At 71.5% G+C, this 25,377-nt stretch carries 26 protein-coding genes; 14 read left to right on the plus strand and 12 right to left on the minus strand.

Translation table 11 applies throughout. The annotated features are described in order from the left end of the window. Nucleotides 1-167: 167 nt before the first annotated feature. On the minus strand, nucleotides 168-614 hold the full coding sequence (locus ABEB03_RS36095) for a GNAT family N-acetyltransferase (protein ID WP_345657126.1): 447 nt from the start codon (nucleotides 612-614) through the stop codon (nucleotides 168-170). Nucleotides 615-657: 43 nt separating this feature from the next. Next, nucleotides 658-1,569: an NADP-dependent oxidoreductase gene (locus ABEB03_RS36100; protein WP_345657127.1), complete on the minus strand. Its 912-nt coding sequence runs from the start codon at nucleotides 1,567-1,569 to the stop codon at nucleotides 658-660. A gap of 490 nt (nucleotides 1,570-2,059) precedes the next feature. Between ABEB03_RS36100 and ABEB03_RS36105 the strand changes: the two genes are divergently transcribed. Further along, entirely contained in the window at nucleotides 2,060-3,319 is a 1,260-nt protein-coding gene (locus ABEB03_RS36105) for an MFS transporter (protein ID WP_345657129.1), read from the plus strand. A gap of 17 nt (nucleotides 3,320-3,336) precedes the next feature. On the opposite strand, the gene ABEB03_RS36110 is transcribed toward ABEB03_RS36105, so the two are convergent. Beyond that, nucleotides 3,337-3,507, minus strand: a complete 171-nt coding sequence (locus tag ABEB03_RS36110) for a hypothetical protein (protein ID WP_345657130.1) — start codon at nucleotides 3,505-3,507, stop codon at nucleotides 3,337-3,339. A gap of 127 nt (nucleotides 3,508-3,634) precedes the next feature. Here ABEB03_RS36110 and ABEB03_RS36115 point away from each other — a divergent pair, with 127 nt between their 5' ends. Both ABEB03_RS36115 and ABEB03_RS36120 read left to right on the plus strand, forming a co-directional pair. After that, the gene (locus ABEB03_RS36115; protein ID WP_345657131.1) at nucleotides 3,635-4,342 is read left to right on the plus strand and encodes an SDR family NAD(P)-dependent oxidoreductase; all 708 of its coding nucleotides are present in this window, start codon (nucleotides 3,635-3,637) and stop codon (nucleotides 4,340-4,342) included. A gap of 123 nt (nucleotides 4,343-4,465) precedes the next feature. Continuing rightward, nucleotides 4,466-5,095, plus strand: a complete 630-nt coding sequence (locus tag ABEB03_RS36120) for an alpha-ketoglutarate-dependent dioxygenase AlkB (protein ID WP_345657132.1) — start codon at nucleotides 4,466-4,468, stop codon at nucleotides 5,093-5,095. A gap of 36 nt (nucleotides 5,096-5,131) precedes the next feature. Here ABEB03_RS36120 and ABEB03_RS36125 read toward each other — a convergent pair whose 3' ends face one another. From ABEB03_RS36125 to ABEB03_RS36135, 3 genes are all read right to left on the minus strand, one after another. After that, complete coding sequence (locus ABEB03_RS36125; protein ID WP_345657133.1) at nucleotides 5,132-5,764, minus strand: TetR/AcrR family transcriptional regulator; 633 nt, start codon at nucleotides 5,762-5,764, stop codon at nucleotides 5,132-5,134. Continuing rightward, nucleotides 5,761-7,206 (minus strand): MFS transporter, encoded by a 1,446-nt coding sequence (locus tag ABEB03_RS36130; RefSeq protein WP_345657134.1) that lies wholly within the window; start codon nucleotides 7,204-7,206, stop codon nucleotides 5,761-5,763. The genes ABEB03_RS36125 and ABEB03_RS36130 overlap by 4 nt, the downstream gene beginning before the upstream one ends. A 103-nt stretch (nucleotides 7,207-7,309) precedes the next feature. Next, nucleotides 7,310-8,512, minus strand: coding sequence for an FAD-dependent monooxygenase (locus ABEB03_RS36135; protein ID WP_345657135.1), 1,203 nt, complete (start codon nucleotides 8,510-8,512; stop codon nucleotides 7,310-7,312). A 361-nt stretch (nucleotides 8,513-8,873) separates the two neighbouring features. On the opposite strand from ABEB03_RS36135, the gene melC1 reads away from it, so the two are divergent. Both melC1 and melC2 read left to right on the plus strand, forming a co-directional pair. Next, entirely contained in the window at nucleotides 8,874-9,254 is a 381-nt protein-coding gene (melC1, locus tag ABEB03_RS36140; protein ID WP_345657136.1) for an apotyrosinase chaperone MelC1, read from the plus strand. A gap of 32 nt (nucleotides 9,255-9,286) precedes the next feature. After that, nucleotides 9,287-10,111, plus strand: coding sequence for a tyrosinase MelC2 (gene melC2 / locus ABEB03_RS36145; RefSeq protein WP_345657137.1), 825 nt, complete (start codon nucleotides 9,287-9,289; stop codon nucleotides 10,109-10,111). Nucleotides 10,112-10,208: 97 nt separating this feature from the next. Here the strand turns inward: melC2 and ABEB03_RS36150 are convergent, their stop codons facing one another. The 3 genes from ABEB03_RS36150 to ABEB03_RS36160 all read right to left on the minus strand — a co-directional run bounded on the left by ABEB03_RS36150 (nucleotide 10,209) and on the right by ABEB03_RS36160 (nucleotide 13,031). Next, complete coding sequence (locus ABEB03_RS36150; RefSeq protein WP_345657138.1) at nucleotides 10,209-10,901, minus strand: ribonuclease H family protein; 693 nt, start codon at nucleotides 10,899-10,901, stop codon at nucleotides 10,209-10,211. A gap of 226 nt (nucleotides 10,902-11,127) precedes the next feature. Then, on the minus strand, nucleotides 11,128-12,126 hold the full coding sequence (locus ABEB03_RS36155) for an ArsR/SmtB family transcription factor (RefSeq protein WP_345657139.1): 999 nt from the start codon (nucleotides 12,124-12,126) through the stop codon (nucleotides 11,128-11,130). A gap of 107 nt (nucleotides 12,127-12,233) precedes the next feature. Further along, nucleotides 12,234-13,031, minus strand: coding sequence for a VOC family protein (locus tag ABEB03_RS36160; protein WP_345657140.1), 798 nt, complete (start codon nucleotides 13,029-13,031; stop codon nucleotides 12,234-12,236). Between the two features lie 143 nt (nucleotides 13,032-13,174). Between ABEB03_RS36160 and ABEB03_RS36165 the strand changes: the two genes are divergently transcribed. The 5 genes from ABEB03_RS36165 to ABEB03_RS36185 all read left to right on the plus strand — a co-directional run bounded on the left by ABEB03_RS36165 (nucleotide 13,175) and on the right by ABEB03_RS36185 (nucleotide 19,552). Continuing rightward, nucleotides 13,175-14,200, plus strand: coding sequence for a zinc-binding alcohol dehydrogenase family protein (locus tag ABEB03_RS36165; protein WP_345657153.1), 1,026 nt, complete (start codon nucleotides 13,175-13,177; stop codon nucleotides 14,198-14,200). Nucleotides 14,201-14,263: 63 nt separating this feature from the next. Continuing rightward, entirely contained in the window at nucleotides 14,264-15,523 is a 1,260-nt protein-coding gene (locus ABEB03_RS36170) for a PP2C family protein-serine/threonine phosphatase (protein WP_345657141.1), read from the plus strand. Between the two features lie 566 nt (nucleotides 15,524-16,089). Beyond that, complete coding sequence (locus ABEB03_RS36175; RefSeq protein ID WP_345657142.1) at nucleotides 16,090-16,764, plus strand: response regulator transcription factor; 675 nt, start codon at nucleotides 16,090-16,092, stop codon at nucleotides 16,762-16,764. Nucleotides 16,765-16,772: 8 nt separating this feature from the next. Next, on the plus strand, nucleotides 16,773-18,458 hold the full coding sequence (locus ABEB03_RS36180) for a hybrid sensor histidine kinase/response regulator (RefSeq protein WP_345657143.1): 1,686 nt from the start codon (nucleotides 16,773-16,775) through the stop codon (nucleotides 18,456-18,458). 170 nt (nucleotides 18,459-18,628) lie between these two features. Continuing rightward, the gene (locus ABEB03_RS36185) at nucleotides 18,629-19,552 is read left to right on the plus strand and encodes an SGNH/GDSL hydrolase family protein (protein ID WP_345657144.1); all 924 of its coding nucleotides are present in this window, start codon (nucleotides 18,629-18,631) and stop codon (nucleotides 19,550-19,552) included. Nucleotides 19,553-19,606: 54 nt separating this feature from the next. On the opposite strand, the gene ABEB03_RS36190 is transcribed toward ABEB03_RS36185, so the two are convergent. Next, on the minus strand, nucleotides 19,607-20,035 hold the full coding sequence (locus ABEB03_RS36190; RefSeq protein WP_345657145.1) for a hypothetical protein: 429 nt from the start codon (nucleotides 20,033-20,035) through the stop codon (nucleotides 19,607-19,609). Between the two features lie 242 nt (nucleotides 20,036-20,277). Here ABEB03_RS36190 and ABEB03_RS36195 point away from each other — a divergent pair, with 242 nt between their 5' ends. After that, nucleotides 20,278-22,041, plus strand: a complete 1,764-nt coding sequence (locus ABEB03_RS36195) for an ABC transporter ATP-binding protein (protein ID WP_345657146.1) — start codon at nucleotides 20,278-20,280, stop codon at nucleotides 22,039-22,041. Between the two features lie 100 nt (nucleotides 22,042-22,141). Here the strand turns inward: ABEB03_RS36195 and ABEB03_RS36200 are convergent, their stop codons facing one another. Further along, nucleotides 22,142-22,624 carry a VOC family protein gene (locus ABEB03_RS36200; protein ID WP_028799433.1) on the minus strand — a complete coding sequence of 161 codons (483 nt, stop codon included), beginning with the start codon at nucleotides 22,622-22,624 and terminating at the stop codon, nucleotides 22,142-22,144. 332 nt (nucleotides 22,625-22,956) lie between these two features. Here ABEB03_RS36200 and ABEB03_RS36205 point away from each other — a divergent pair, with 332 nt between their 5' ends. Both ABEB03_RS36205 and ABEB03_RS36210 read left to right on the plus strand, forming a co-directional pair. After that, nucleotides 22,957-23,610 carry an ATP-dependent Clp protease proteolytic subunit gene (locus ABEB03_RS36205; protein ID WP_345657147.1) on the plus strand — a complete coding sequence of 218 codons (654 nt, stop codon included), beginning with the start codon at nucleotides 22,957-22,959 and terminating at the stop codon, nucleotides 23,608-23,610. 1 nt (nucleotide 23,611) lies between these two features. Continuing rightward, on the plus strand, nucleotides 23,612-24,214 hold the full coding sequence (locus ABEB03_RS36210) for a ClpP family protease (RefSeq protein WP_345657148.1): 603 nt from the start codon (nucleotides 23,612-23,614) through the stop codon (nucleotides 24,212-24,214). A 56-nt stretch (nucleotides 24,215-24,270) separates the two neighbouring features. Here ABEB03_RS36210 and ABEB03_RS36215 read toward each other — a convergent pair whose 3' ends face one another. Continuing rightward, the gene (locus tag ABEB03_RS36215) at nucleotides 24,271-24,792 is read right to left on the minus strand and encodes a helix-turn-helix domain-containing protein (protein ID WP_345657149.1); all 522 of its coding nucleotides are present in this window, start codon (nucleotides 24,790-24,792) and stop codon (nucleotides 24,271-24,273) included. A 390-nt stretch (nucleotides 24,793-25,182) separates the two neighbouring features. Between ABEB03_RS36215 and ABEB03_RS36220 the strand changes: the two genes are divergently transcribed. Then, the coding region (locus ABEB03_RS36220; protein WP_345657150.1) for a hypothetical protein at nucleotides 25,183-25,377 on the plus strand (195 nt) is incomplete at its 3' end.

Here is a 25,377-nt window from a genome sequence, read left to right on the forward strand (position 1 = left end):
TCATCGACTGCGCTCCGTGTCATTGATGACAGCTCGACTCCACCTTGCTGAGTCCTGTCGTGTCCAGTGCGGCGATGAGCGTCGCGTTGTTCTCCCCGTATCCGCCTCGGCCTCGACGCTCATCGCCACTGTCACCCTTCTCCCCAGGGGAAGCGTGACGGGCTGGTCTAGGACCGGTGAGCGGCGTTGCCGGTTCCGGGGTGCTCGGGGTCGATGAGGTCGGCGTACGCCGAGTTGTGCTCGATGAAGGTACGCACGACCGGACACGTGATGGTGACCGTCTTTCTCTGCGCGCGCACATCGTCCAGAACGCGGCGGATCAGTTCGGTGGCGATGCCCTGGTTGCGGAACTCGGGGAACACTGAGGTGGCCAGCAGCACGAGTCGGTTCTCGCTCGCGGCCCGATAGGTCAGTCCGGCCACATCCGTGCCCCCGACCTTGGCCTCGTAGACACCGGTCCTTTCGTCGTTGACGACGTCGAAGTCGAACGCGGGAGCATGGGGGTCATCGCTGGCATCGTCGGTCACGACGGCCTGACCTTGCGTGGGGAGATCTGGGCCTGCGCTGTCGGCGTCATCGATGGTGGAGCGGTTCGGCTCGGTTGGGCCGGTCATGCGGTGTTCCTTTGCTGGTTGTGTCCGGGCATGTGCAGCGGCCTCACAGGCGAACGATGATCTTGCCCTTGACCCGCTCGGCCGGGTTGAAAGCGGAAACGGCGTCCTTGAGGGCTACGACCTGGCCGATGTTCGTGCGCAGGCGTCCGTCCCGGACTCGCTGGACGACCTCGGCCAGCTGTGCGCGGTCGGCTTCGACGACGAAGTCGACCGCCAGGCCGTCCTTGGGCGGCGTCTCGGGCGGGCCGGCGATGGTGACCAGCATCCCGCCTGCTCGCACCAGATCCGCCGACTGCTTCCCGATGCCGCCACCGATCACGTCGAAGACCAGGTCGACGCTGCCGACGTCCTCCAGTGCGTCGTTGCCGAGGTCGACGAACTCCTGCGCCCCGAATTCCATCGCGGCCTGCCGGTCGGCGGCGCGTCCGGTTCCGATGACGTAGGCGCCGGCCTGGCGGGCGAGCTGCGTCGCCATCGAGCCGACGCCGCCGGCTGCGCCGTGTACGAGAACGCTCTGCCCCTCTTGGAATCGGCCGTGTACGAAGAGTCCCTGCCAGGCCGTCAGGCCAGAGATCGGCAGGCTCGCGCCCGCCGTGAAGTCGACATCGCCGGGCAGCGGCGCGAGGTTGCGCGCCTCGATGGCCACGTATTGCGCGAGGGTGCCGTCGCGCGTCCAGTCCGTCAGCCCGAACACCCGCTGCCCGAGCGAGAGCCCCCTCGTGCCATAGCCGAGACTGCTGACCACTCCGGCCATCTCGTGGCCGGGGATCGATGGCGTCCGGTCACGGCCGAGACGATCGACCCAGGTCGAGGGCCACTCCAGCTCACCTGGGGTGAATCCCGATGCGTGAACCTCGACGAGGACGTCGTTGCCCGCGGCCTTCGGCTCCGGGCGCTCGGTCAGCGTCATCCCGGCCGTTCCCGCTGCCTGATCCGTCACCACAATTGCCTTCATGAGGCGCCTTCCTGTCTTCGGTTCCCTGCCTGCGCGGCACGTCGTCCAGCCGGGGCCAGCCGGTCCAGCGGACTGCTGCGATCTCGGCTCGGCCCTCGAGTCACCACTGTCAGCTTAGCCCTGAAGTGGACGATAGAGTCCACAAACGGGAAGATGCCAGCGCTACGGTGGGGCGGCGGGTGATCGCATGCACCCGTGCACCCGATCACTATTCACCCCACTTGAACAAGGAATTAGCCGACGCCAGACCCAGGAGCGCGGGTGAGCGCAGGGCAGAATGAGCTTGCCGGTCAGAGCGTGATGCGATCCTTGTCTGGACGATACAGTCCTGTTGCTGCATGATCGACGGGCAGGCGACCCTACGGGGCGAACCACAGTCGTGACGCGAAGACGGAGCTCGCGGGAGCCAGTAGCCGCGGAGCCGACTGTGACCCCCACGGCAGAAGCCGGTGCGCCGGCCTGATTCAGAACGAGAAAAGGAAACGGCTCGATGCACAATGCGGCCCCAGCGCCCGATCAGGATCGTCAGGGCAGAACATTCCGGCTTGCATTCCTGTCCGCGGTGCTCTCCCTGACGGCCGCGTTCGCCGCAGTGGGCTCGACGATTCCGCTGTTCAACGTCTACCGGGCCCAGGACGGGTTCACCAACGCGGACATCTCGATGACAGTCGTCGCCTACTCCGCCGCCACCATCAGCACGCTGCTGATATTGGGACGGCTGTCCAACCATGTCGGCCGGCGGCCCACGGCCCTCGTCAGCCTCGGCCTGCTCCTGCTGGGCTGCCTGGTGCTGTTGAACGTGCACCACATAGGCGTCCTGATCGCCGGCCGGCTCTTGATGGGTCTGGGTGCCGGTTTGGCCAGCAGCAGCCTCACCGCGTACATCGTCGACACCGCACCCACCAAGCCGGCCTGGCTGGCCTCCGTCGCGTCCAGCCAGACAGTCATGCTGGGCCTTGCCATAGGCGCCATCGCCTCCGGCGCCCTGGTCCAGTTCGGCCCCTGGCCACGCGACCTCATCTACCTCATTTCGGTCGGCCTGCTCGTGGTGTCCACCGTGCTCATCGCCATCAGCCCGGACACCGTGACCGCGGTCGGCGGCGCGTGGCGATCACTGCATCCCACTGTCCGCGTACCGGTCCGAGTCAGGCCTCTGCTCGCTGTCACGGCCGTAGTGCTCTTGTCCACCTGGGCCACCGGGGCGTTCTACCAAGCCTTCGTGCCCGCGCTGGTCGAAGATCAGCTCCGCACCCACAGTTCACTCGTCCTGGGACTGGTGTTCGCCGCCTACATGGCACCCAGCGCTCTAAGCGCTCCCCTCAGCGGCCGATTCGCGCCGGCGGGAGCTCAACGCATCGGCATGGTCGCCTTCTGCGTCGGCTGGACCGGCATCATCACAGCAATCGCCACCGGTGCGCTTCCGTTGTTCATCACCGCAACCATCGTCGCCGGGGCCGGTCAGGGCATCGCCATCAGCGGCACCACCCGGGGCCTGCTCCATGCCAGCAGCCAGGCAGACCGCGCACCGATCTTCGCCGTGGTGTACCTCCTCAGCTACAGCGGCGCGACCATTCCCAGCCTCATCTCCGGCCAGCTGTCCAACACCTTTTCACTACCGAAGATCGCGCTCGGCTACGGCGCTTCTGCCCTGGTCGCAACCCTGTTCACCGTCATCGCGGCACGCAATCCGCACACCGACACGACCAGCCGGCACGATGAGTACACACGTCAGACCTCGCCACCGGCGTGAAAGGTGACGCCACCCGCTCACCGTGGAACGAGCCATCGATCGCTGCGGCCGAAGGCGAGGCCGGTCCGGTGCTCCCGACGGCCCGCCACCAGGAGCGTGGCGCCCTCGGCGGCCCGGACGACGGCCGTGGCAGGACTTTCGAGACAGACTTCGGGGGCTGCGCGCACCCCGGGTACTTCTCCTGTCACGGCTTCAGCTCCTGAGTCAGCCGTTCGTGCGCCTCGCGAGTCAATGAGGCGGTCGGAGACTGGTACTGACGGTCCCAGGAAGACGGGACGCCTGGCTGACCGCGCCGCCCCGTCGGAGCCTGGAGCCATGACTACGACACTCATCACAGGAGCGAACAAGGGTCTCGGCTTCGAGACCGCCCGCCGGCTCGTCGCCGCGGGCCACACCGTCTACGTGGGAAGCCGCGACCCGGAGCGCGGGCGGCAGGCCGCCGAGGAGCTGGGCGCACGGGCCGTCGTGATCGACGTGACCGACGACGCCTCCGTCGCCGCGGCGGCGAAGGTCATCGAGGCCGACGGCGGACTGGACGTGCTGATCAACAACGCCGGCATCGAAGGGCGCGGCGAGGGCAACACCGTCATCGGCGCCGCCGACGAGACGGCCGAGACCATGCGGGCCACGTTCGAGGCGAACGTCTTCGGCGTGGTGCGCGTCACGCACGCGTTCCTGCCGCAGCTGCGCCGGTCCGCCGCCCCGGTCGTGGTGAACGTGAGCAGCGGCCTCGGCTCGATGGCCCTGGTCACCGATCCCGCCGCCCCGGCGTACGGCTACCCGGGCATCGCCTACCCGGCGTCCAAGACCACGGTCAACATGATCACCGCCCAGTACGCGAAGGCCTTCCCCGACATCCGGATCAACTGCGTCGAGCCCGGCTTCACCGCGACCGACCTGAACGGCAACACGGGGACGCAGACCGTCGAGCAGGGCGCCGAGATCATCGTGCGCATGGCGCGGATCGGCTCCGACGGCCCCACCGGGGGCTACTTCGACGCGTCCGGCCCGGTCCCCTGGTGAGCGGGGCGGGCGGGTGGCCGGCCCACTGAGGTCGCCGGGCCGACCACCCGCCCGGTGGGCGGGGCGGTCCGGCCCGCCCCCCGGCATGGAACATATTTTCGATTACAGAGGTACCCTGGCCGCATGGCCACGCATCTCCAGGGCTCGCTCTTCGACCAGACCGACGAGCTCCACCTCGGTCCGCTGGGCGGACTGCGCCGCACCGTCCTGGGCGACGGGGCGTGGATCGACCTGCTGCCCGGCTGGCTCGGCGGCGCGGACGCGCTCTTCGCGCGGCTCGCCGCGGAGGTGCCCTGGCGTGCGGAGCGGCGGCAGATGTACGAGCAGGTGGTCGACGTACCACGGCTGCTCGCCCACTACCGCGCGGACGATCCGCTGCCGCACCCCGTGCTCGACGAGGCGCGGGACGCGCTGTCCGCGCACTACGCCGACGAGCTGGGCGAGCGGTTCACCACGGCCGGACTCTGCTACTACCGGGACGGCCGCGACAGCGTGGCCTGGCACGGGGACCGGATCGGCCGGGGCGCCCGCGAGGACACCATGGTGGCGATCCTGTCCGTGGGTGCCCCGCGCGACCTGCTGCTACGGCCTCGGCACGGGCGGGGAGACACCGTGCGGCGGCCTCTCGGCCACGGCGACCTGATCGTGATGGGCGGTTCGTGTCAGCGGACCTGGGAGCACGCCGTCCCCAAGTCGGCGCGCGCCACGGGACCACGGATCAGTGTGCAGTTCCGCCCGAACGGGGTGAGCTGAGCCCGCGGCCGGTGCGAGAGCCGCGGCCGGTGCGGGTCACGGCGTGAGGTGGTTCTGCACCGCCGGCGCGTAGCGGTCGACGATGTCCTCGATCTCCGCCGCGCGCAGGTGCGTGCCGCGCGCGATGCCGTACATGACGCCGAGTCCGAGCAGGGTGGCGACGGCGAGTTCGGCGCGCAGGCCCGCGTCGGGGCCGGTGAGGCGGCCGGCGAGACGTTCGCTGACCTGGGTGCGGAAGTTGGCGCGCAGGATGTCGCCCTGTTCTCCGTGGAGCGGGGCGAAGACGATCCGCAGGACCGGGTCGGCGCCGCGCAGGGTCTGGCCTTCGAGGAGATGGCGGACCATGTGGCGGCCGAGGTCCGGCAGTGGCGCGTCCAGCAGGGCCTCGGCGTCCGACTCGAAGGACATCACGCGGGCGAACAGCGCGTCCTTGTTGCCGAAGTACTTGAGGATCAGCGGCGCGCTCACCCCGGCCCGCTCGGCGACCGCCTTGAGCGTGATGTCCGCGTGGGCGTGCCGGGCCAGCAGATGGCGGGCGGCGCGGAGGATGGCCGCCTTGGTCGCCTCGGCGTCGCGACGCGGCGCGGGTGTCCTCGTCGCGTCGTCCTCGTGCCGGGCGCCGGCGGGGGACGCCGTGTCGCCGGGGTGCGGGGTGATCACTGTTCTCATGCTCCTTCGAGGGCCTCGTCACGGCGGGCCCCGGTACGGCCGCGGCTGCGCCGGGTGCCGCGGGAGGCGGGGTCGCCGGGTATCGAGAGAGCGGCGGCGCAGGCCACCAGTGCGACCGTACCCGCCATCACGAAGGCCAGCAGATAGCCGTGCAGCGTGGGCACCGGGGCACCCCCGACCAGGCTCGTGTGATGCACGAGGACGGCGGCGACCGCGGCGCTGCACACGGCCTGTCCGATGGTGCGCATCAGGACGTTGACGCCGTTGGCGGACGCGGTCTGCCCGGCCGGTACCGCCCGCAGGATCAGGGTGGGCAGGGCGGAGTAGGCGAGGGTGGTGCCGGTCGAGCAGACCGTGGCGCCCACGATGATCATCCACAGGTCGCGGCTGTCCATGATCCGCAGGAGATAGCCGAAGGCGATCACCGCCGCGCCGAGGGCCAGCGTGACCCGCGGGCCCCGGGCCGCCGATATGCGGGCCGAGACGGGTGAGAGCAGCAGCATGGTCACTCCGCCGGGCAGCAGGCACAGGCCGGTCGCGACGATGGACAGGTCGAGGCCGTAGCCGGTCGCTTCGGGAGCCTGCACAAGCTGCGCCGTCACCAGGGAGTTGCCGTAGAAGGCGAATCCGGTCAGCAGCGCCGTGATGTGCGGGAGGGCGACGCGTGGTCGGGCGGCCAGCTTCAGGTCGACCAGCGGGCGCTCGGCGCGCAACTGCTGCCGGCACCACAGGGCGAGTATCAGGACGCAGGCGATGAACAGGCCCAGGATCCCGGGGCTGGTCCAGCCCCAGGTACCGCCCTGGGACACGCCGAGGAGGAGGCACACGAGTCCGGCGGCCAGGCCCAACGCGCCGAGCGTGTCGAAGCGGCCCGGCTCGCGGACGGGCGACTCACGCACGGCCCACCAGGCGAGCGCGAGTCCGATGGCGCCGAGCGCGGTCGTCGCCCAGAACATCGCGTGCCAGTCGGCGTACTGGACGACGAGCGCGGCGAGCGGCAGTCCGAGCGCGGCGCCGATGCCCACGGTGGAACTCATCAGTGCGACCGCGGATCCCGTCTTCGCCGGGGGCAGTTCGTCGCGCAGGATGCTGATCGACAGCGGCACGACGGCGGCCGCCGCGCCCTGGAGAGCGCGGGCCGCGATGAGGATGCCGACGTCCGACGTGAGGGCGCACAGGAGCGAGCCGACCGTCATGAGCGCGAGGGCCATCAGCAGGACGCGCCGCTTGCCGTACATGTCTCCCGCACGGCCGAGGACCGGCGTCAGGACGGCTCCGGACAGCAGGGTCGCCGTGACCATCCAGGAGACCGTGCTCGCCGGGGCACCCGTCAGCCGTGGCAGGTCCGGCAGCAGCGGGACCACCACGGTCTGCATGACGGCCATGAGGATGCCGCCGAAGGCGAGGACGGGGACGGTGAGCCGGTCCCGCAGGGCTGCCATGGGTACTCCAGAAGTCAATGCGAGACCAGGTGAATTCATATTCACCTTATCGGTGAATCGTCATTCACCCAACCGCGCGTCCTCCCGGAGAGCGCTTCGGCCGCTACGGGCGTGAGCGTGACTGCACCGTGCGGGCCACTCGCGGTCCCAGCCAGCGCTTGAAGCGGCGCAGCACCTCCAGCCGCCCGGCCGCGCGGTCCATGCGGTAGTACAGCTGCGGCGGCACATAGGGAAGCAGCGGCGAGTGCCGTTGGCCGAGCAGGGCGAACATCTGGGCCGGCGGGAGGCCGATGTAGCGCGGGAGGTTCTCGTACCACTGGGCGCTGAGCCGGGCCGCGCTCTGCACCGGCAGGAGCGCGGACCTGCGCTCCTGCTCGTAGTGGGCGAGGGCGGACTCCAGCTCCGGGTGCTCGCGCAGCGCACGGGCGAGGCTGATGGCGTCCTCCAGGGCGAGGGTGGTGCCGGCGCCGATCGAATAGTGGGTGGTGTGGGCGGCGTCGCCGATCAGGACGAGGTTGCCGTGGTGCCAGGTCCGGTTGACCAGGGTGCGGAACGTGAGCCACTGGGCGGCGCCGTCGGACTGCGCCCGGCCGATCAGCGGGTGTCCGTCCAGCAGGTCGGCGAAGAGCTTCTCCAGGACGGCGAGCCCCTCGGCCTCGTCCGCCCGGTCGAGCCCTAGACCGGTCCAGGTCTGCGGGGCGCACTCCACGACACAGGTACTGGCGTCCGCGCCGAACCCGTAGGCGTAGCACCAGATCCACCCGTGGCCGGTCTCGACGAAGGCGAAGGTGAAGGAGTCGAAGACCTTGGTGGTGCCGAGCCAGATGTAGCGGTTGCGCCCGTGGGTGAGTTCGGGGCCGAAGTGGTGGGCGCGGCGGTCGCGGAGCGCGCTGTTCACGCCGTCCCCGGCGACGACGAGGTCCGCGTCGGGCAGCGCGTCGGCCGGGACCTCGTGCTCGAACTCGACGCGCACGCCGAGGGTCCGGGCCCGTTCGGCGAGCAGGTCGAGGAGCCGGCGTCGGCCGATGCCGAAGCCTTCGTCGCCGTGGTGCACCGTCGTGCGGTCCCCCACGTGGGCGACTCCGTCGCTCCAGCGGACCGACGCCTCGGTAACGGCGCGCGCCGACTCGGGGTCGCCGTCGCGGAGTTGGTCCAGCAAGGAGGACCAGTAGGTCACCCCCCAGCCGTACGTGGATCCGGCCGGGTTCCGCTCGTGGACGGTGATGTCGTGGGACGGGTCCTGGCGCTTCATCAGAATCGAGAAGTACAGGCTGGCGGGTCCGCCGCCGACGCACGCGATCTTCACGCGCACTCCCCTTTTGTTGCACAGAGCGGTCGATTGGCCACGAAGAGTAGCAGGAGGTCACATTTCGCGGATCGCGACGGAACGCCGACGCGGATCACGTCAGTCTGTGCGCGTGAGCCGCACCACTCACAGAGGGCCGGCGCCGCAAGATCATCGACAGCGGGCCCGCACGCGGGAGGAATTCCTCCCTCCGGCGATTCCCGGACACCCTGCACAGCAAGATCATCTTCGTTCAATCCTGTACGGCATGTACGTGATTGTCCTGATCGCAGCCAACCGACATTCGGCGATTTCTCCCGCTCTTTGACGACCCGATAGGCATAACGGGTCATCCACCGAGCAGATCAACGGAGGAATCCGCATGCCGGAACTCACTCGTCGCCGCGCCCTCGGTGCCGCGGCAGCTCTCACCGCCGTCGCCGGTGCCGCCGCGGTCACCACGACCCCGGCGGCCGCCGCGCCGACGCCGGACCATCACCACGGCGGACAACCCGAATCCTTCGACGAGGTGTACCGGGGCCGCCGCATACAGGGCCGTCCCGCGAGCGGCGGCGGACACCACCACGGCGCCGGATACGCCGTGTTCATCGACGGTGCGGAACTGCACGTGATGCAGAACGCCGACGGCAGCTGGATCAGCGTCGTCAGCCACTACGACCCGGTCGCCACCCCGCGCGCCGCCGCACGCGCCGCGGTCGTCGAGCTCCAAGGCGCTCCGCTGGTCCCCTTCAACGGCAACTGAACCACCCGCAAGCAGATCGTGGAGTCCCGCACATGACCGTACGCAAGAACCAGGCGAACCTGACCGCCGACGAGAAGCGGCGCTTCGTCGACGCACTGGTGCAGCTCAAGCGCAGTGGCCGCTACGACGCCTTCGTGACGACACACAACGCCTTCATCCTCGGTGACACCGACAACGGCGAACGGACGGGTCACCGTTCGCCGTCGTTCCTGCCCTGGCATCGCAGATTCCTCATCGAGTTCGAACAGGCGCTGCAGTCCGTGGACGCCTCCGTCGCGCTGCCGTACTGGGACTGGAGCACCGACCGCACGACGCGCTCCTCGCTGTGGGCGCCGGACTTCCTCGGCGGCACCGGGCGCAGCCTCGACGGGCGGGTGACGGACGGCCCGTTCGCGGCCTCCTCGGGCGACTGGCCGATCAACGTGCGTGTCGACAGCCGCACTTATCTGCGCCGCTCGCTCGGCGCCGGTGTGCGGGAGCTGCCCACGCGCGCCGAGGTGGAGTCGGTGCTCGCCATGACGACGTACGACATGGCGCCCTGGAACAGCTCCTCGGACGGCTTCCGCAACCATCTCGAAGGCTGGCGCGGCGTCAACCTGCACAACCGGGTGCATGTGTGGGTGGGCGGCCAGATGGCCACCGGTGTCTCCCCCAACGACCCGGTCTTCTGGCTCCACCACGCCTACATAGACAAGTTGTGGGCGGAGTGGCAGCGCCGGCACCCGGACTCCGGCTATCTGCCGCTCGCCGGCACCCCGAACGTGGTGGACATCGGGGAGACGATGAAGCCGTGGAACGACGTGCGGCCGTCGGACCTGCTGGACCACACCAGGTTCTACACGTTCGACACGGCCTGACCGGGTCCGCTCGGGCCCGGCGGATCACTCCTGCGCTCGCGCGGGACACGCAGCCCCGGCCGTCGCCGTCGCGACGGCCGGTCCGTACTGCCGGGTCTCAGGCCGCGCTCGTCCGGCACTCCGGGTGCCCCCAGCCCTCCGCGTTCTTGGCGATGGACTCGCCCGCCGCATAGGAACGGCCGCAGACACAGCGGCCGGGGAACTTGGCCTTGATGGTGCGGGTCGACGTGCCCTGCCGGGCGGGCCTCGCGGAGGTGCGTCGCCGGGCCGCCGGGGCTGGGGTGTCCGGGGAAGGCGGCGGCTCCGGGGACCCCAGGTCGCTGCCCGCGGGCTGCTGCACCACCGCGGCCTGGCTCGCGGCCCGGTCGGCGAAGTCGTTGAGCCGGTCGCCGTCCACCTGGTGCGCCGGGACGTAGCGGAACTCCACGGTGCGGCCGTCGAGGAGCTCGTCGATACGGGCGACGAGCTCCTGATTGGCGACGGGCTTCCCGGCGGCCGTCTTCCAGCCCTTGCGCTTCCAGCCGGGCAGCCAGGTGGTGACGGCCTTCATCGCGTACTGGGAGTCCATCCGGATCTCCAGCGGCACGTCGGGCGCGACGGCCGTCAACAGGCGCTCCAGCGCGGTCAGTTCGGCGACATTGTTGGTCGCCGTGCCCAGCGGGCCGGCCTCCCAGCGGGTGGGGCTCTCGTCCCCGTCGGCGACGACCCAGGCCCATCCGGCGGGTCCCGGGTTTCCCTTCGAGGCCCCGTCGCAGGCGGCCACTACACGTTCAGGCATGGCCTCGATCATGCCACGCGCCGACCGGTGCCGGGGCCGGGGCGGGAGCCCGGGGTCGGCGCGGGAGCCCGCGCCGATGCCGGTGTCGATGTCGGGGGCTGGTGTCGGGGGCCGGGGCCGAGGGCCGGTGTCGGTGCCGGAGGCCGGGGCCTCTGCCGGAGGCCGGGGCCGGTGCCGGAGGCCGGGGCCGGGGCCGGTGCCGGAGGCCGGGGCCGGTGCCGGAGGCCGGGGCGAGGGCTCACCCCGCTCCGGAGGAACTTCCGGTGCCCAGCAGCCGCAGTCCCAGGAGGGTGGCCGTGTGCAGGACGTACTTGCCGTCGCGGTGGCTCGCCAGGAGACCGCCGTCACGCAGGACGCCGATCTGGTAGCTGGCGCTGGGCAGCGCGATCCCCACCGCCCTCGCCACCTCCGACGTGGAGCGCGGGCCGCCGTCCGCGACCTCGGCCAGTACGGCGGTCCGGGTGCGCCCCAGCAGGCGTTCCAGCCCGTCCTCCATGGTCCTGGCGAGGGTGAGCGGGGCCTTCTCCACGGGGTAGACGAGCACCGGGTCCAGGCCCGGATCGGCCAGCGCGGTCGGCCGACGCCAGCAGAAGTACGACGGGACGAGCAGCAGGCCACGCCCCTCCAGGTGCAGATCGCGCTCGGTGGGATAGTCCACTTCGAGCACCGGCGCCCGCCAGCGCGCCAGCGGCCCCATGCCGGCGAGAAGGGCCTGCGTACCGCCGTCGAGCAGGGCCCGGGAGCGCACGTCGACATCGTTGCCGACGGCCGTGCGGATGTGCGGCCAGTACGGCTCCAGCAGGGTCCGGAAGTAGGTGCCGAGAGCGACGGTCAGGGACCTGAGCCCGTCGCCGCCGGGCCTGCCCAGCGAGGTCGTCCACGCGGGCAGCGGGCGCGCCTCGGCCAGTCGGCCCAGCTCACGGGTCAGCCGCGTACGAGGCGTGCCCCGTAACTCGTCCAGGCCCGCGGCGAGGCCACCACCGGTGACCGGCGGCGTGAGGAAGTCCGGGATGTAGCCGGCCGCCGGGATCAGCGCGCGCAGCGGGCCCAGCGCGCGGCCCGCGGCGGCGTCCTGGGAGAGACGCTCGCGGGCCGCGCGCCGCCAGTGGCCGAAGTCCAGCGGACCCTGGCCCGTCTCCAACCGGCAGACGCTGCAGATCAGTTCCCACAGCGGATCGGGTTGCCGGGCTACGCGGATGTTCTGAAGATCGGTCGACGTGAAGTGAATGCGGAGCATGCGGTCTCTTCCACTCGCCCTTCCTCGTGCCGGCTCGGCCCCTGAGCGCCGTCGCCACAAGGAGGGACGAATACCGCATCCGCGCGGTTGCCCCGTGGGGCGGCGCCTCAGGACACCTCGTTCATCGCCGGCATCTCCCCCTGAGTGGTGCTCACGTCGATGACGGAGAAGGACGCGCCCTGCGGGTCGCTGAGCGCCGCGAACCGGCCGAACGGGCTGTCCATGGGCCCGAACCGCAGGACGGCGCCGCGTTCGGTCGCCTTCGCCACGGCCGCGTCGCAGTCCTCGACGGTGAAGTACACGTTGACGTAGGGCGGCACCTCGGGCGGGAACTCGTCCGTCATCCTCATCCGGCCCAGCACGGGGTTCTCCCCCACGCTGAAGATCCGGTAGTCGGTGTTGTCGTCCTCCATCTGCCGCGCGCTGAGCGGGAAGACCGCCGGGAAGAAGACGTCGGACTTCTCCGGTTCGCGGGTGAACAGCTCGGCCCACGCGTACGCGCCCGGTTCGGCGACCGCCTCGAAGCCCTCGTGGGTGCCGCCCTGCCAGACACCGAACACGGCGCCGCTCGGGTCGCGGGCCAGCGCCATCGTGCCGAACTCGCCGACCTGCATCGGCTCCATCAGCACCTCGCCGCCGTTGTCCCTGATCTTGGTGGCGGTGGCGGCGGCGTCGGGCGAGGAGAAGTACAGGCACCAGGCCGACTGGCCCTCCTGCCCGGGCATCGGCGGCACGACCGCGGCCACCGCCTTGCCGTTCGCGTACGCCTGCGTGTAGTTGCCGTACTCCGACGACGACTCGCCGAACGTCCAGCCCAGCACGTCACCGTAGAAACTCTTCGCTCCCTCGACATCGCTGAACATCGCGTCCGCCCAGCAGGGCGTTCCTTCGGGCTGTACGGCCATGACGTCGACCTTCTCCTGCTCGGTGAACCGTGTGTGCGCCTTTCACGCTAGCCAGGCTCCGCGCGGGCCGCGCGCCGAGCGGGAGCGACCGCAGGACACTGGTGAACGGGCACAGTGTCGTCGACGGAACGAGGCACGTGATGATGCACGCGTGGGAGGTGGCCCGGCCCGGGCCCATCGAACAGGGGCCGCTGCGCTTCGTCGAGAAGCCGGTTCCGTCACCGGGGCCCGACGAGATCCTGGTGCATGTCCGCGCCTGCGGCGTGTGCCGCACGGACCTGCACGTCAGCGAGGGCGACCTGCCCGTACGCAGGCCGGGGGTGACTCCGGGGCACGAGGTGGTCGGCGTGGTCGCGGGCACGGGCGACGCGGTCGACGGCTTCGCCCTCGGCGACCGGGTCGGCGTCGCGTGGCTGCGCCGTACCGACGGCACCTGTGCCTACTGCGCGCGGGGCGCGGAGAACCTCTGCCCGGCATCCGAGTACACCGGCTGGGACGCCGACGGCGGCTACGCCGAGTACACGACCGTCCCGGCGGCCTTCGCGTACCGGCTGCCCGCGGACCTGGACGACGTCGCCGCGGCGCCGCTGTTGTGCGCCGGCATCATCGGCTACCGCGCGCTGCTGCGGGCCGGGCTGACGCCCGGCGGGCGGCTCGGGCTGTACGGCTTCGGGGGCAGCGCCCACCTGTGCGCACAGCTGGCGCTCGCGCAGGGCGCCACCGTGCACGTCCTGACCCGCGACGCGGCCTCGCGCCGGCTGGCGCTCGAACTGGGGGCAACGTCCGCCCGGGGGGCGTACGACGAGCCGCCCGAGCCGCTCGACAGCGCGATCCTGTTCGCTCCGGTCGGCGACCTGGTCCCGGTCGCCCTGCGCGCACTCGACCGGGGCGGGATCCTGGCGGTCGCGGGGATCCATCTGAGCGACGTCCCCGTGCTGCACTACGAGCGCGAGCTGTTCTACGAGAAGGAGCTGCGCAGCGTCACCTCGAACACGCGACGGGACGGGCGTGACTTCCTGGCGCTCGCCGCCCGGCACGGTGTCCGCGCCACGACGCACCCCTACTCCCTGTCCCGGGCGCAGGACGCCCTGCGGGACCTCAAGGCGGGCCGGTTCGACGGAGCGGCGGTACTGGTGAACGATCTGAACGATCTTCCCCCGTCGGCCTGAGCCTGCGGGTCCGCCGCGCCCGTGCGTGGATGGTGCCAGAGCTGCGGTGCGGAGGGAGGAGGCATGACGGACCGGGGCGGTGACGCCACCGCGGGCACGGGGGCGCCGGCCGAGGCACCGGGCGCCGCCGCGAGTGCGGGGCCGCCGCCCGACGCGCTCGTCGACGCCGTCGAGTCGATCGGGACCACGCTGCAGGAGCCGGCCACCTGCGCCGAGCTCGTCGCGTTCGTGTGCCGTCACTTCTGCGACGCGGCAGCCGTCGATCTGTTGCCGACGGACGTCCCGGCAGCCCCGTGCCCGCCCGATCCGGACCTGTCGCGTGTCGCCACGGCGGGCCGCGTCGAGCTGCTCCCCCCGGCACACGGACCCCGCCCCCTGTCCGTCCGGGCGCTGGAGGAAGGGCACCCGATCGCCACCTCGCTCGATCTGTCCGGACGGGTTCCCCGGCAGGTCATGACCGTGCCCCTGCTCGCCCACGGGCAGCAGTACGGGGTGCTCGTCGCCGTCCGGCGGGGGCCCGCCTTCAGTGACGCGGAGACGTCGCGCACGCACCACGCGGCCCGTCTCGCGGCCGTCCACCTGGGCCATGCGCGACGGCACGGCGCCATGCGCACCACGGTCCTGTCCCTCCAGCGTGCACTGCTCGCCGAGCCGGGTCGCCCGCATCCGAACCTGGAGCTGGCCACACGTTATCTGCCGGCCGGGGGCAGCACCCTGGTCGGCGGGGACTGGTTCGAGACCGTGCGGCTGCACTTCGGGCGCACCCTGCTGGTCGTGGGCGACGTCATGGGGCACGGACTGGACGCGGCGGTGGACATGAACGCGTACCGCTCGATGCTGCGCTACGTCGCGGCCACGGACCTGCCGCCGCACCGGGTGCTGCGCCGGCTCGACGCGGCCGTCGCCGAGGACGGCACCCGGCGGCCCGCCACCAGTCTGCTCGTGCGTGTGGACCCCGCGCGCGGCGTGGCCTCGCTCGCGAGCGCCGGGCACCTGCCCCCGGTGGTGTTCTGCGGCGACGGCACCGGCGAACTGGTGGACCTGCCCGTCGGCCCTCCACTCGGCACGGGGGTCGGCGGCTACGAACAGGCCGGCCGCGCGCTGGCGCCCGACGACACCCTGGTGATGTTCACCGACGGTCTCGTGGAGCACCGCGGGGAGGACATCGACGAGTCGCTGGCCCGGCTGGCCGGACTGCGCCTGCCGCCGGGGGCGAACGTCGACGACCTGCTCGACGCGATCCTCGCCAAGCTCGACGCGCGGCACGCGGAGGACGACGTGGCGGTACTCGCGGCCCGCATCCGCCACCGGCCGACGACGTGACACCGCCCCGGCCCACCGCGCCGGGGCCGCGGCGGGCTCGGGGTCCTCATCGACGTGCGGCGAACGCGGACTCCTCGACGGCCTGCGGCGGGCCCGGCCGCGGCAGGGTGGGCGGGGGCCGGGCGTGGGCAACGGCCCTGCCGTCCGTGAGGCAGCTGGACACCGGTCACGGCCTCGGCCCCGCGTGACGCCTGTCGGCCGTCCGACGGGCACGGGCACAGACGCGGACGTGGCACCGGCCGCCAAGGCGTACGCGGCTCGGGGTACAACCGGCGCCCCGCGCACTCACGCGGTCACGCGGTCACGCGGTCACGCGGTCACGCGGTCACGCGGTCACGCGGTCACGCGGTCACGCGGTCACGCCAGGATGTGGGCGTGCGCCGGCGCGGGTTCGTGCGGCGGTGCTTCGCTCCCCGCACCGCACGAGCCCGCGCCGAACTCCCCCCGGATGGTTCCCCCTTGAACCGTGGGCGGTTCCTGTTCTACCTTCACCACATGGTCGGGGCATCAACGCCCGCTCACCCGAGCAACAACACGGGGCGGGCGGCAGCTGGACCGGGTGTGGGATGCGACCTCACCTCGCGTTGATCGAGGACGACACCGACTTCGCACTGATGTGCAGTTCCTATCTCGAGCGTGCGGGATTCACGGTCCGCTGGGCGGCCGACGCGCGTGCCGGGAAGTCCGCCATGCACGACGGCGGCATCGACCTGGTCGTCCTCGATCTCGGGCTGCCCGACGGCAGCGGGCTGGAACTGCTGCGTGCCCTGCGTTCCACCAGCCGTCTCCCGGTGATCGTCGTCTCCGGGCGCGGCGAGGAGACGGACCGGGTGGCGGGCCTGGAGATCGGCGCCGACGACTACCTGGTCAAGCCCTTCTCGCAGCGTGAACTCGTCGCCAGGATCCGTGCGGTGCTGCGCCGTTCCGAGCCGCCCGACGTGCCGGTCGTCCTGGAGGCCGGGGCACTGCGTGTGGACACGGCTGCCCACCGGGCGACCGTCGCGGGCGTCCCACTGGCGCTACGTCCCAAGGAGTACGCCCTGTTGGAGCTGCTGGCCCGCTCCCCCGGCCGGGTCTTCTCGGCGGAACAGCTGCTCGAGCAGGTCTGGGGCGCGTCCTGGCAGCCCTCGGCGACCGTGGTCGAGCACGTCTACCGGCTGCGCGGCAAGCTCGCCGCGGTCCCCACGCCCGCACCGCGGATCACCACGGTGCGGGGCTTCGGTTACCGACTCGATCCCTGAGGGCCGCCATGTCTGCGAACACCCCTTATCCCGTACCCGACTTCAGGAATCTTTTCGACACGACGCTCTCGCCCCTCCTCGTACTGGCACCCGATTTCACGATCGTGGAGGTCAACCGGGCCTACCTGAACGCCACCCGCACCGAGCGGAGCATCGTCGGGCGTCCCATTTTCGAGGTGTTCCCCGACAATCCGGACGACCCGTCTGCGGACGGCGTCGCCAATCTGCGTCGCTCGCTGCGGTCCGTGCTGGAGACCCGCCGGACGGACACGATGGCCCTCCAGCGCTACGACATCCCGACGGGTGAGGCGGGCGGGTTCGCCGAGCGGTACTGGAGCCCGGTCAACACGCCGGTGACCGACGCGGACGGCACGGTCACCCACATCATCCACCGCGTCGAGGACGTCACCGAGTTCGTCCGGCTGCGCCGGGCCGGGCAGGAACGGAAGCGCGCGGAGGAGGCGGCACGGACGCGCGCCGAGGACATGGAGATCGATCTCTTCGTACGGGCCAGGGAGATCCGTGAGGTCAACGAGCAGCTGAGTCGCGCCAATGCCGAACTCGACGCGGCAGGGCGGACGTTGCGGGAGGAGCAGCAGGCCAAGGACCGGTTCATCGCGACCCTCTCGCACGAACTGCGCAATCCGCTCGCCGCCGCCACCGCGGCCACCGAACTGCTCGCCCTGGACCTGCCCGAGGGCCATCCGGCGCTGTCCGTCCTGGAACGCCAGCTCGGCACGCTGGTGCGGATGAGCAACGACCTCCTCGACGGGACGCGGGCGGTGACCGGGCGGCTGGAGCTGGTACGGGGGCGGACGGACCTGCGCCCGGTGGTCGCGGGCGCCTGCGCGGACATCCGCGGTCTGTTCGACCACGACGGCCGCACGCTCGACGTCGACCTGCCCGCCGAGCCGGTGCTCGTGGACGGGGACCGGCTGAGGCTGGCCCAGGTGCTGACGAATCTGCTGTCCAACGCGCTCAAGTACACGCTCGCGGGCGGGAGTACGCGGGTAAGTCTGTCGGTGGCGGAGGGCCGGGCGAATCTGACCGTCGTGGACGACGGGATCGGCTTCGCGCCCGGACAGGCCGAGGAACTGTTCGGCGTCTTCATGCGCGCCGCTCCGGCGGGGCCGAGCACACCCGAGGGACTCGGCCTGGGTCTCTCCGTGGCCCGTACGATCGTCGAACTCCACGGCGGCCGGATCTCCGCGCACAGCGTAGGCCCGGGTACCGGTGCCACGTTCACGGCGGTGCTCCCGCTCGCGACCGCGACCGCGACGGTGCCGGAGCCGCGCCGCGCGCCGCGGTCCCGTACCGTGCCGAAGCAGCTGGCCGTCCTGATCGTCGAGGACAACACCGACCTCGCCACGACCTATCGCACCCTGCTGGAGCGGCAGGGCCACCACGTCACCGTCGTGCACACCGGCGAGGACGCGATCACGGCCACCCGGGCCCACCTGTTCGACGTCGTCCTGTGCGACCTGGGCCTGCCGGACATCGACGGTTACGCGGTCGCGCGAGCGGTGCGGTCGCGGCCGCACGGCGGGAAGGTCCGGCTGATCGCGATCTCCGGGTTCAGCCGGGGTTCCGACCAGGGCGAGTCTCGCAGCGCCGGGTTCGACGCCCATCTGGCCAAGCCGCTTCCGCTGGTGGACCTGCTGGAACTGCTGGGCGGCACGCTCCCCGAGCGGTGACGGACGCCGTCGGGTTCCGGCAGTCCGCCCGCTTTCCGGACCGCGCCCTCGTGCCTCCTGCCGCCCGTGCCCGCCGCGGGCGCGCCGCATGGCCGACGTGTGTCTTCCGCCTTGCGCCCGCCTGTGCTTGCCTGGGGAACCCTTTCGGTGGACGGGGCGGGAGTTGCCGTATGCGGAAGCCGTGGATCGTGGGGGTGCTGTTGGCCGGGCTGCTGCTCGGCGCGTGCGGCGACCCCGCGTCGAGCCCGGAGGCGTCCCCGCCCGCTCCCGCCGTGCCGGACGGCACAGGACCCTCGGCGCGGACCACTCATCAGGGTGCGGCGGCGTCCCCGGAGGCGGGCACCCCCGCGAAGGCACCGAAGGTGCTCTACCTCGGTGACTCGCTCGCCATGGAGAACCAGAAGGTCCTCGGTGGGCTGCTCCGGGACCGGCTGCACGCGCGCTACACGAGTGCCCCCCGCTCCGGCACCACCTTGTGCGACTACCTGGAAGGCACCGGCGCGAAGTCGCTCGTGCCGGCCGGCGACAAGGCGGCCGCCCTGGTGCGTTCGTTGCGGCCGGACTTCGTGGTGCTGCAGTTCTGGGGCAACTCCTGGGGCTACACCCCCTGCATGGACGGCATCACCTACGACAAGCAGCGCGGCCCGTACTTCCAGCGGTACGAGGCGGACATGAAGCGGCTGACGGACCAGATAGCCGAGGCGGCGGACGGCGCCTCACGGCCCCGGATCGTGTGGGTGCTCCAGGGGCCCGACCCGATCACCCCCGCCCGGGTCCAAAAGGTGAACGAGCTGTACGAGGCCCGGGCCCGCGCCTCCGGCGATCTCGTGGCGGACGCGGGCAGGACGGTGAGCGCGACGTCGGCCCGCTACACCTGGACGCAGTACGTGCCCTGCACGTCGTACGAGCGCGCCCATCCGACGTACTGCACCCAGCCCGGCAGCGACCGCACGGCCCTCCACCGCGACGACGACTACCTGCACTTCTGCCTGGCCCCCACGACGACCACCCCGAAGCCCTGCCCGGTCCGCTCCCCCGGGATCCAGCGCATCACGCGGGAGATCACCCGCGTGGTCGCCGATCACACCGGCTGACCCGGTCCCGGCCGGCAGGGTTCACCCGGCCCGCGATGCCGCCCGGCGGCCGGCTCAGACCCCCTGCGCCGTGCCGCTCCCGGATGCCGGCGCGGCTCCCTGGGCCGGATCCGCCGAGGCCGGCGGAAGCGCGAGGTGGCGGGCGAAAAAGGCCTCGATCAGGTCCCGTTGGCCGTCCGACGAGACCCCCCGGAGTTCGAGGCGGTCCTCGCCGATCGAGATGCCGGCGGCGCGGACGGGCCGGTTGCGGAGCCATGACGCCACCATCTGCACGACGCCGCGCAGGACGGCCGGCTCGGCGGTCACCGCGAGCGCTCCGACGGCGATCACCTCACCCGGCTTGGCACGATCGGGCACTGCGCCCGATCGGTTCAACTCGGCTCGCTCCACCTCGAGTTCCAGCAGCCGTTCCCGCAAGTGCCGGGTGAGTGCGTCCAGTTCCTCCTGGTCACTGTCCGCGTCGCCCTCCAGCAGGAGGTCCATCCGACGTGTCGGGCCGTCGCCCACCGTGTCCCCCGATTCCCCCCGGTGCGGCTGGTGCCGGAGCAGTCTAGCCGCCGACGCGCGCCGACGGCCGGTCATGGAAGAAGAGTGACCCTCCCGGACATCCGGGTCCGACTTCCGGGAAATCCGGGGTCTTCCGTGGCGCCCGACGGGTGTACCTGCCCGCCGTCCGGGCAGTAAGCGCTTGCCCTCTACTCGGCCACTGGGGAGGACCATCGCCGATGGCGTCGTCCGAGAGACCGCTCGACCACCGTTACCGGGGCGAGCACCCGATCCGCACCCTTGCCTACCTGTTCCGCGCCGACCGCCGCCGGCTCGCCGGCGCCTTCGTGGTCTTCACCGTGAAGCACAGTCCGGTGTGGCTCCTGCCGCTGATCACCGCGGCCATCATCGACACCGTCGTCCAGCACCAGCCGATCGGCCGGATGTGGCTGAGCGCCGGGGTCATCCTGTTCATCCTGCTGGTCAACATCCCGCTGCACCTGCTGTACGTGCGGCTGCTGTACGGCAGCGTGCGCCGCATGGGCACCGATCTGCGGTCGGCGCTGTGCACCCGCATGCAGCAACTGTCCATCGGCTACCACTCGCGGGTCAGCGCCGGCGTGCTCCAGGCCAAGGTCGTCCGCGACGTGGAGACGGTCGAGCAGATGGTGCAGCAGACCGCCGAGACCGGACTCGGCGCGCTCACCGTACTCACCGGCGGCCTCGTCGTGATCGCCGTCCGCACCCCCGAGTTCGTGCCCGTGTTCGTGTGCGTCGTGCCGGTCGCGGCCCTGCTCGTCGCCCGGCTGCGGACCCGGCTGCGCTCGCAGAACGAGCACTTCCGCCACGAGGTCGAGCATCTGTCGTCGCGGGTCACGGAGATGACCCGGCTCATCCCGGTGACCCGGGCGCACGGGCTGGAGGGAAAGGCACTGCGCCGTATGGACGGCACGCTGCGGCAGGTGCTCCACTCCGGGCTCCGACTCGACCTGCTCAACGGCCGGTTCGCCTCGCTGGCCTGGGTGTTCCTCAACGTCGTCGGCGTGGTCTTCCTCACCTGCGCGGCACTGGTGTCGTACTACGGCGTGTGGGGCGTCACGCCCGGCGACGTCGTCATGCTCAGTGCCCTCCTGACCACCCTCACCAACTCCACGACGACCCTCGCGGGGCTGGCTCCGGTCATCACGAAAGGTCTGGAGTCGGTGCGTTCGGTCGGCGAGGTCCTCCAGGCACCCGAACTGGAGGACAACGAGGGCAAGTCGGAGGTGACGTCCGTGCGAGGGGCCGTCGTCTTCGAGGGTGTCGGGCACGCCTACGAGGAAGGCAGGCCCGCCGTAAGGGACTTCACCCTCTCCGTCGCCCCGGGCGAGACCGTCGCCCTGGTGGGCGCCTCGGGGGCGGGCAAGTCCACGGTGCTGAACCTCGTCATCGGTTTCGTCCGCCCCGGGTCGGGCCGCCTGCTGCTCGACGGCACCGACATGAGCACCCTGGATCTGCGCACCTACCGGCGGTTCGTCTCGGTCGTCCCTCAGGAGTCGATCCTCTTCGACGGCACCGTCCGGGAGAACGTGGCGTACGGCATGGACGACGCCGGGGACACGGTGGTGCGGCAGGCCCTGCGCGACGCGAACGCGCTCGAGTTCGTCGACCGGCTGCCCCAGGGCCTCGACACCGTGGTGGGCGAGCACGGGGCGCGGCTGTCCGGCGGGCAGCGCCAGCGGCTGGCCATCGCGCGGGCGCTGATCCGCGATCCCCGGGTCCTCATCCTCGACGAGGCCACCTCGGCACTGGACACGCACTCCGAGGCCCTCGTCCAGCAGGCGCTGGCCCGGCTGCTGCGCGGCCGCACCACGTTCGTCGTGGCGCACCGGCTGTCCACCGTCCGGGGCGCCGACCGCATCGTCGTGATGGGGGACGGCGTCATCCGGGAGATCGGCTCGCACGAGGAACTGCTGCGGCGCGGCGGTGCCTACGCGGCTCTGTACAGCGGTCAGCCCGTCTGAGGGCGCCCGGTCCGCCCGGACACCGGAACGCTGCCGGCTCGGGCGGGCCGCACGACCGCGCGGCTGCGGGCGTGCGGCCCGTCGGGGCCCGATCGGCCCGCTATTCGCCCGCGTACACCTTCTCCAGGGCCGCGATGTCCAGCTTGGACATCCGGTACATCGCCTGGACCGTGCGGGTCGCCTTCTGCGGGTCCGGGTCGCTGATCAGGTCGATGAGCCGGCTGGGCACGACCTGCCAGGACAGGCCGTACTTGTCCTTGATCCAGCCGCACGGGCCCGCTTCGCCGCCGTCCTCGACGAACTTGTTCCAGTAGTGATCCACTTCTTCCTGGTCCGCGCAGTGGATCTGGAACGAGATGGCCTCGTCGAACGTGAACTCCGGGCCGCCGTTGATCGCGACGAACTTCTGTCCGTTGGCCACGAACTCGGCGGCCAGGACGGATCCGGCAGGGCCGGGCCCCGCCTCGGTGTAGCGGCCGATCCTGCCGAGCTTGGAGTTCTTGAAGATCGAGACGTAGTAGTGGGCGGCCTCCTCGGCCTGGCCGTCGAACCACAGGCACGTGGTGAATCCGTCGGCGGGCATCTGTACCTCCTCGGGCGGGACGTCATCCTTACCCGTATCGACCGGTCGTCGCCCGCAAACTCATCGGTGGACCGCGGACCGTTCGGGTGACGAATGCCCGGCGCCCCGCCCGGCGGCCGCCGCGCCGGTCACCGTCTGCCGCCCGGCCCGGACACCGGGGCCGGTGATGCCTCACGGCCACAGTGCGGCAGATCGGCGGGCCGGCCGGGTCGTGCCGGCCTCTGCCCGTGGCAGATCTGCCGCGGGCAGAGAAACCGGACACGGCCGCGAGGCCGGGCCGAGAGTGGAGGGCGCGGCCACCCACGTCGGCCGCCTCACCACTAGGAGGACCGATGTCTGCACTCGTCACGGGCCGCTACCCGGCCCACGCGCCGCGGGCCGAGGAGGGCGACACCCCGCCGTCCCGCTTCGACGACCACCTGGCCGCGCAACTGCTCGGACAGCGGATCGTCTTCCTCGGCACACAGGTCGACGAGGTCTCCGCGAACCGGGTCTGCGCCCAGCTGCTCCTGCTGTCCGCGGAGGACCCGCGCACCGACATCAGTCTGTACGTCAACAGCCCCGGCGGTTCGGTGACCGCCGGCCTGGCGATCTACGACACGATGCGGCTGATCCCCAACGACGTGTCCACGCTCGTCATGGGATTCGCGGCGAGCATGGGGCAGTTCCTGCTCACCGTCGGCACGCGCGGCAAGCGCTACGCGCTGCCGAACGCGCGGATCATGATGCATCAGCCGTCGGCCGGCATCGGCGGCACCACGGCCGACATCGAGATCCAGGCGCAGAACCTGGAGTTCACGAAGAAGGCGATCGAGCGGATCACCGCCGAGCACACCGGGCAGAGCGAGGAGACCATCTCCCGGGACGGCGACCGCGACCGCTGGTTCACGGCCGAACAGGCACGGGTGTACGGCATGGTGGACCGGGTCGTGGAGTCGCTCGACGACGTCCGCCCGGCCGCCTCACGGCGAAGGATGGGGCTCTGACATGGGTACGTACACGATCCCGAACGTCGTCGAGCGGACCCCGCAGGGCGAGCGGTCGTACGACGTCTTCAGCCGTCTGCTGTCCGAACGGATCATCTTCCTCGGCACGGAGATCGACGACGGGGTCGCGAACGTCGTCATCGCGCAACTCCTCCATCTGGAGTCGTCGAGCCCGGAGAGCGAGATCGCGATCTACATCAACTCGCCCGGGGGTTCGTTCACTTCGCTCATGGCCATCTACGACACGATGACGTTCGTCCAGGCGCCCATCTCCACCTTCTGCGTCGGGCAGGCGGCCTCGACGGCGGCGGTGCTCCTGGCCGGGGGCGACCCGGGGCGACGGTTCGTGCTGGAGCACGCGCGCGTCCTGCTCGGGCAACCGGCCAGCGGCGGGCGCCAGGGCACGGTCTCGGACCTGAGCGTGCAGGCCAAGGAGATGATCCGCATCCGCTCCCAGGTGGAGGAGGTCCTCGCCCGGCACACCCGCCACGACATCGCGACCCTGCGCGCGGACATGGACCGGGACAAGATCTTCACCGCGGACGAGGCGGTCGCCTACGGACTCGCGGACGAGGTGCTGAGCCGACGGCTCGCGGTGCTCTGACGGGCGACTCGCGGTGCCGACGGCGCGGCTCTCCGTGCCGTCGGCGCCGGCCGGAGTCAGGCGGCCAGGCACATGCCGTCGTACCCGGACGTCGACGGCCTCGCGGCCGGCGTCACCGAGGTGGAGGTCACCGAGGTGCGGCGGCCCGGTCCGAGTCCGGCGAGCCGGTCCAGCCGGACGAGTTCGTCCTGGGCCAGCGACAGCAGATCGGTGAGACCGAGGCCGAGGGCGCGCGCGGCCGCCGCGAGCACTTCGGAGGATGCTTCCTTGCGCCCGCGCTCCAGCTCCGACAGGTACGGCATGGAGATCCGGGCCTCTTCGGCCACATCCTTCAGCGTGCGCTCCTGGGCGAGCCGTTCGCGCCGCAGGACGTCGCCCACGAGGTCGCGCCACAGGGGCTCCTTGCCCCCGAACGGCTCGCGTCCCGGGGGCGCCTGCGGCACCGGACGCGGTGCGAGGACCGGCCCGGCCCGTCGCGGCTCCGGGGCGGGGGCGACGGGCACCGCCCGGACCGGACCGGACCCGGCCGCCGGGCGCAGGGGGATGACTCGGGCTTCGTCGGGCGCTTCGTTGCTCACCCCTTCAGCCTAGAAGGGCTGGGCCGGACGGGAAGGGATCGGCGTTCCGCTCTCGGTGAATCCCGGACTCCGTGAATACGTGAATACGTGAATACGTGAATACGTGAATACGTGAATCCGTGGGGCCACGGGTCCGGTCGCGGGCGGCGTGGGTGGGGAGGGAGGGTCGCCCCTCAGGCCCCACCGCCCGTGTCGGCGGGCCCTTCGGTCTCGGCCGGCTCCTGTGCGGTTTCACCGGGCTGCTCGCCGGTCTGCCCCGGCTCCTGGGCCGTCTCGACGGGCTCCGACGGGGCCGGCTCCTGCGAGAAGGGAGCGGACGCGACGGGCCCGGACGAGAGCGTCGGTGTCTCGGCGGCCGGGGCCGACTGCGTGGCGGTCGGAGCCGGCTGCGTGGCGGTCGGTTCGGGCTGCGTGGCGGTCGGCGCGGGCTGTGTGGCGGTTGATTCGGGCTGTGTGGCGGTCGGTTCGGGAGCCGAAGACTTCGGCTCGGAGGGCGACTCGGCCTTCGAGGACTCCGGCTTCGGCGACTCGGACTTCGAGGACTCCGGCTTCGGCGACTCGGACTTCGACGGCTCCGACTTCGAC

The organism is Streptomyces siamensis, assembly GCF_039543605.1.
In the GTDB taxonomy this organism is placed as follows: Bacteria; Actinomycetota; Actinomycetes; order Streptomycetales; family Streptomycetaceae; genus Streptomyces; species Streptomyces siamensis.

Bases quoted from the DNA above. Each gene is read 5' to 3' on its own strand.
- ABEB03_RS36200 (WP_028799433.1), bottom strand. From the start codon at position 22,624: ATGCCCGCCGACGGATTCACCACGTGCCTGTGGTTCGACGGCCAGGCC.
- ABEB03_RS36155 (WP_345657139.1), bottom strand. From the start codon at position 12,126: ATGCTCCGCATTCACTTCACGTCGACCGATCTTCAGAACATCCGCGTA.
- ABEB03_RS36150 (WP_345657138.1), bottom strand. From the start codon at position 10,901: ATGATCGAGGCCATGCCTGAACGTGTAGTGGCCGCCTGCGACGGGGCC.
- ABEB03_RS36105 (WP_345657129.1), top strand. From the start codon at position 2,060: ATGCACAATGCGGCCCCAGCGCCCGATCAGGATCGTCAGGGCAGAACA.
- ABEB03_RS36125 (WP_345657133.1), bottom strand. From the start codon at position 5,764: ATGAGAACAGTGATCACCCCGCACCCCGGCGACACGGCGTCCCCCGCC.
- ABEB03_RS36095 (WP_345657126.1), bottom strand. From the start codon at position 614: ATGACCGGCCCAACCGAGCCGAACCGCTCCACCATCGATGACGCCGAC.
- ABEB03_RS36195 (WP_345657146.1), top strand. From the start codon at position 20,278: ATGGCGTCGTCCGAGAGACCGCTCGACCACCGTTACCGGGGCGAGCAC.
- ABEB03_RS36185 (WP_345657144.1), top strand. From the start codon at position 18,629: ATGCGGAAGCCGTGGATCGTGGGGGTGCTGTTGGCCGGGCTGCTGCTC.
- ABEB03_RS36130 (WP_345657134.1), bottom strand. From the start codon at position 7,206: ATGGCAGCCCTGCGGGACCGGCTCACCGTCCCCGTCCTCGCCTTCGGC.
- ABEB03_RS36190 (WP_345657145.1), bottom strand. From the start codon at position 20,035: ATGGACCTCCTGCTGGAGGGCGACGCGGACAGTGACCAGGAGGAACTG.
- ABEB03_RS36205 (WP_345657147.1), top strand. From the start codon at position 22,957: ATGTCTGCACTCGTCACGGGCCGCTACCCGGCCCACGCGCCGCGGGCC.
- ABEB03_RS36170 (WP_345657141.1), top strand. From the start codon at position 14,264: ATGACGGACCGGGGCGGTGACGCCACCGCGGGCACGGGGGCGCCGGCC.
- melC1 (WP_345657136.1), top strand. From the start codon at position 8,874: ATGCCGGAACTCACTCGTCGCCGCGCCCTCGGTGCCGCGGCAGCTCTC.
- melC2 (WP_345657137.1), top strand. From the start codon at position 9,287: ATGACCGTACGCAAGAACCAGGCGAACCTGACCGCCGACGAGAAGCGG.
- ABEB03_RS36165 (WP_345657153.1), top strand. From the start codon at position 13,175: ATGCACGCGTGGGAGGTGGCCCGGCCCGGGCCCATCGAACAGGGGCCG.
- ABEB03_RS36160 (WP_345657140.1), bottom strand. From the start codon at position 13,031: ATGGCCGTACAGCCCGAAGGAACGCCCTGCTGGGCGGACGCGATGTTC.
- ABEB03_RS36180 (WP_345657143.1), top strand. From the start codon at position 16,773: ATGTCTGCGAACACCCCTTATCCCGTACCCGACTTCAGGAATCTTTTC.
- ABEB03_RS36175 (WP_345657142.1), top strand. From the start codon at position 16,090: ATGCGACCTCACCTCGCGTTGATCGAGGACGACACCGACTTCGCACTG.
- ABEB03_RS36100 (WP_345657127.1), bottom strand. From the start codon at position 1,569: ATGAAGGCAATTGTGGTGACGGATCAGGCAGCGGGAACGGCCGGGATG.
- ABEB03_RS36210 (WP_345657148.1), top strand. From the start codon at position 23,612: ATGGGTACGTACACGATCCCGAACGTCGTCGAGCGGACCCCGCAGGGC.
- ABEB03_RS36120 (WP_345657132.1), top strand. From the start codon at position 4,466: ATGGCCACGCATCTCCAGGGCTCGCTCTTCGACCAGACCGACGAGCTC.
- ABEB03_RS36115 (WP_345657131.1), top strand. From the start codon at position 3,635: ATGACTACGACACTCATCACAGGAGCGAACAAGGGTCTCGGCTTCGAG.